General features: G+C 58.7%; 4 protein-coding genes. All 4 read left to right on the top strand.

Going from position 1 to position 4,634, the window contains the following annotated elements:
• The first annotated feature begins 192 nt into the window (after positions 1-192).
• Positions 193-1,452: a C4-dicarboxylate TRAP transporter substrate-binding protein gene (locus Q0M74_RS13025; protein ID WP_293955146.1), complete on the top strand. Its 1,260-nt coding sequence runs from the start codon at positions 193-195 to the stop codon at positions 1,450-1,452.
• An 18-nt stretch (positions 1,453-1,470) separates the two neighbouring features.
• The gene (locus Q0M74_RS13030) at positions 1,471-2,127 is read left to right on the top strand and encodes a TRAP transporter small permease (protein ID WP_293955148.1); all 657 of its coding nucleotides are present in this window, start codon (positions 1,471-1,473) and stop codon (positions 2,125-2,127) included.
• Positions 2,124-3,632, top strand: coding sequence for a TRAP transporter large permease (locus tag Q0M74_RS13035; protein WP_293955151.1), 1,509 nt, complete (start codon positions 2,124-2,126; stop codon positions 3,630-3,632). Before Q0M74_RS13030 ends, Q0M74_RS13035 begins: the two co-directional genes overlap by 4 nt.
• 87 nt (positions 3,633-3,719) lie before the next feature.
• On the top strand, positions 3,720-4,634 hold a 915-nt coding region (locus Q0M74_RS13040; RefSeq protein WP_293955154.1), incomplete at its 3' end, for an AbrB family transcriptional regulator.

The raw sequence follows: 4,634 nt of genomic DNA on the forward strand, positions 1-4,634 counted from the left end.
TGAAAGTGGGTGCTTTCGTCATTTTCACCCTTCCTGCTACAAACCCCCCTTCACTTAAGGGGTGACGGGTCCAGGATGAGATGGGGGTAACATCCAGCCATGAAAAGTGGGTTAAAGCACTTGCGTGACACTCGTCACGAACATAAACTGTCGACACCTACTTGTTTCAGTTCCCCTACCCAAGGAAAATCCATGTCGCCTCTGAAGTTTTCACGTTCCTTCCGTTCACGCCGCACCTTCCTGTCCACCGCTGCCGTGGCATCGATCTCCGCACTCACCCTCGCCGCCTGTGGCGGTGGAGGACTATCCGAGGGAGGTACAGCAGCAGAAGGCTCCTCATCCGGAGAGAGCACCGTGGTCAATGCCAATCCGCCCTACGGACCTGAGCACATGATGAGTACCGCCATGACGCAGTTCGGCGATGTCGTCACTGAGGCATCAAACGGAGAACTGACCTTCGAATACTTCTTCGCCGATTCCCTGGTCAAGCAGCCCGAGGTGGCAACCAGCCTGAACGGCGGTGTCATTGACCTGGGTTACCTGGGTATGGCCTACACCCCGGCTTCCTTCCCGATTGATGCCTGGGCATCCCAGCTTGGTTATGGCGGCGATGAGCGTCCGGTGGTTGGACTCCTGGCCAATGCAGCCGCAACCATTGAATGGGTCTACAAGCACCCTGAGGTTTCCGAGGAGCTCGAGGGCGAGGGCATCTACCCGCTGATCCCACGCTTCCAGAACCACGATAACTACCAGCTGCTGTGTAAGGATCCAGTGAAATCCCTGGCAGATGCGCAGGGTAAGCGTGTGCGTGTCGGTGGCGAACTCTACTCCGACGCGGTCACTGCACTGGGTATGACACCGGTGACGCTCTCCGGTGCAGAAATCTACGAAGGTTTTGAACGCGGTGTTGTTGACTGCTTCGTCGGAGCAGAACCAGATATGACCGGACTTGGCCTGTGGGAGATCGGTAAGAACTTCACCAAGGTGGACTTCCCCGGTTGGAGCTCCATCTCACTGGCCTCTTCCACTGACTTCATGGAGTCCCTCACCCCGGAGCAGAAGGCGGCATTCGACGATAACCGTGCTGAGTTCCTCAACATCTACTACACCGGCTACTTCAATGAGCAGAAGCGCTTCCATCAGGAGCAGGACTCCATGTCACTGAACTACCTCGCAGCTGAGGATGACCTCAAGGATGCTCTGGACACCCACTTCGATGGGGTCCGTCAGAACATGATTGACAACCCACCGGCTGCCGTCTCCGATTCAGAGGCAGCAGTGACCGAATTCGAGGAGCTTCGTGAAAAGTGGGTCGGCATCGTCGAGGAGCTGGGCTATGACGGCGGCTACGCCGACCACCAGGAGTGGGCCACTGCGCTTGGCGAGGACTCCGTGGACCTGCAGCCCTGGGCCGACAGGCTCGACGAAGAAATCTTCAACGAGCTTTCCTAACCACCTCGAAGGATTGATATGAGCACCATTTCCAACAGTCATGCGGACACGCCCGGAGCGTTCACCCGCACCATCGGTCTTGCAGTCAAGATCCTGATCCGGACCTCCATCTTCCTCGGTGCCGCAGCTGGCCTGGCAATGGTTGTCAACGTATTCCTGGACGTGGCACTACGCTTCGGCCTCAACTCCCCGATCCAGGGAACCAACCAGTTCGTCTCCTACTGGTGGATGCTCCCGCTCGTATTCTTCGGACTGGCAGCGGCACAGCATTATGGCGAACACACCGACCTGCCCATCGTGTACGAACGCCTGAACCCCCGGGGCCAACAGATCATGGCGATCTTCGCCCTGGTGTGCTCCGGGATCTTTGTGGCACTGATCGGCTGGGCGGGACTAAACAACGCCTTCGAGCAGATGGCGGTTGGGGAATATGACTCCTCCACCGGCGTGACGGTCTGGCCACCCCGCTTCGCCATCCCGCTCGCCTGCCTGGCCTTCCTGCTGGTGATCATCGCTGAAGTTCTCAAACTCATCGTTGATAAGGATGCTGTGCTCTCCGCGGAGCAGGAAGCCATCGGCGAAGAAGCTGATGTGCTGGCTGATCTTGAGGAACAGAACATTCTGCTTTCCGATGAGAACAATTCTCGTGCTACTGAAAGGACTGTGTCCCCATGACATCAGCAGTCGAAACCCCACAGCAGGACATATCACTGCCCACTGTTAAAACCCCCAAACCCACCAGACTCACCCGTCGCTCCGGCAGGCCCACCAGCATCACCCTCACCATCATGGCGGCCATCCTCATCGGTGAGATCGGCCTGATCTTCTCCGGAGCTCTGACCACCAAGTTCCAGGTGGCGATTGTCTGCCTGGCTCTTCTGCTGACCTTGATGGCCTGGCGGGTACCGATTGCCGTGGCCATGGGTGTGTCCGGTCTACTCGGTATCTGGCGGATCAGTGGTTCCTCCGTCGTGGAACGCAGCCTGGTCGATCTGCCCGCTTCCAATGCCGCAAGCTGGTCCCTCTCCGTCATTCCCATGTTCATCTTCATGGGGCTGCTGCTGTGGAAGAGTGGCGCCACCACCCGTATCTTCGATGCTGCCCGCGCCTGGCTCAACTGGTTGCCCGGTGGACTGGCCGTGACCACCAACATGGCTGGTGCGGGCCTCGCCGCAGCCAGTGGTTCCACCATCGGCATCGCCTACGCCATCAGCCGCATCGGCATTCCGGAAATGCTGAAGTCAGGTTATGACAAGCGTCTGGCACTGGGCTCAGTCATCATGGCAGGCCTTCCCGGCCAGCTGATCCCACCGAGCCTGCTGTTGGTGGTCTACGCCGGCATTGCGAACCTGCCCGTCGGCCCGCAGCTGCTCGCCGGTGTTGTTCCGGGAATCCTGCTGGCACTGGTGGTCAATGCCGCCATCATCATCCTGGCCATCGCCTTCCCATCCATTGCCGGAGAGAAGCTCCCTGCCGTCACCTGGAAAGCGCGCTGGCAGTCCCTGGGCCAGGTCTGGCCCCTGCCCATCCTGGTCACCATCATTCTCGGTGGCATGTACGGCGGCTTCTTCACCGCCACCGAGGCTGCCGCTGTCGGTTGCGTTGGCGCCATGCTCATCGCTATTGCCTACAAGGGTAAGGACTTCCTCTCCACCATCGGCAGTGCGCTCGCATCCACGGTGTACGCAACAGGTGGTGTGTTCTTCCTCCTGATCGGTGCCGCCTTTATCACTCGCATGCTGGCACTGAGTGGTATTCCATTCCTCTTCACCGAATGGATCGACACCATGGGGTTGTCCGCCACCCAGTTCGTCATCGCAGCACTGGTCATCATGGTGGTTCTGGGTATGTTCATGGATCCGATCTCCCTGATGCTGCTCAGTGTCCCGATCATGCTGCCCACCCTCAATGCACTTGATGTGGACCTGGTCTGGTTCGGCGTACTGACTGTCCTGGCTGCAGAGATCGGCATGTTGACCCCACCGGTCGGTGTACTTGTCTTCCTGGTGCATAAGATCTCACAGAACCGTGATGTGAACCTGGGACAGAGAATCACGCTGGGCAATGTGTTCACCGCAGCCCTGCTCGGTGTCCCGTTGGCATTGCTCGTCATCGCCCTGATCATCCTGTTCCCTGAGATAGCCACCTGGCTGGTCACCAGTGGTAACGCTGCTGCTTAGACCTTCTCAGACCCTTTTAGTTGAAATCCGACCTCCGGGTCGGATTTCAACTGTTTTCCCCCATCACCGTTCACAGGAGGCATGTTGATGACATCCACAATGACCAGATGGGCGGTGGTTGTCCCCGCCTCAGTAGGGCTGGGGTGGTTGTTCACCATGCTGAATGTGCCGGCCTCATGGATTCTGGCGGGAATTCTGGCCTCGGGGGCTTCCGCCCTGTTCAATGGTTCCGAACTGCCGGTGAACAAGGTGCTCTACACCTTTGGTGCCGGCATCGTCGCGGTGCTCGCAGCTGTCCCCTTGTTCGGTGAGACCCTCGAGAACCTTCTGAGTTATATCCTGCCGAGCCTCGTGGTGGGGGCCTTCACCATCATCGTGGGCCTCTTCGCCGGTTATCTCCTGTCCCGTTTCCAACAAGGGGTGTCAAAGGAAACCGGCATGATCTCCATGCTTGCCGGTGGTGCTGCGTTCATGCCTGCGATCGCCAAGGAGATCGGTGCGGATATCCGGTTTGTCTCCCTGACTCAGTACCTGCGACTTCTCGCCGTGGCGGTGTCGCTGCCTCTGGTCACCAGTCTCCTCCCTCGGGATCAGCTCTCGTCCGCGGTAGATACGGTGGAGATGGGCCAGTCCTGGTGGATGATCGCCCTCATCATCATCGTGGCATTGGCAGGTGGCCCCATTGCGGCCAGGTTGAAACTGCCTGTCCCCTCTGTTCTCGGCCCGTTGCTGCTCACAATCCTTCTTCTTTCCCTGGTGCCGGTGGAGCTCAACATGAATCCCCCGGAGCCTCTGCGCATCATCGCTTTCCTCTCCATCGGTTGGTTGTGTGGTGGGACGATGTCCAAGGATTCCCTGAAGCATTTCGCCCGCCAACTGCCCGCCATCTTCGCATTCATCATTGTGTTGATCATCGGCTGCGCGCTGTTGGCGTTCCCCATCGCTCAATGGGTGGGCATCACCTACTTCGATGCCTATCTGGCAACGAGCCCGGGAGCCATG

This window comes from uncultured Corynebacterium sp., assembly GCF_945649885.1.
GTDB lineage: Bacteria > Actinomycetota > Actinomycetes > Mycobacteriales > Mycobacteriaceae > Corynebacterium.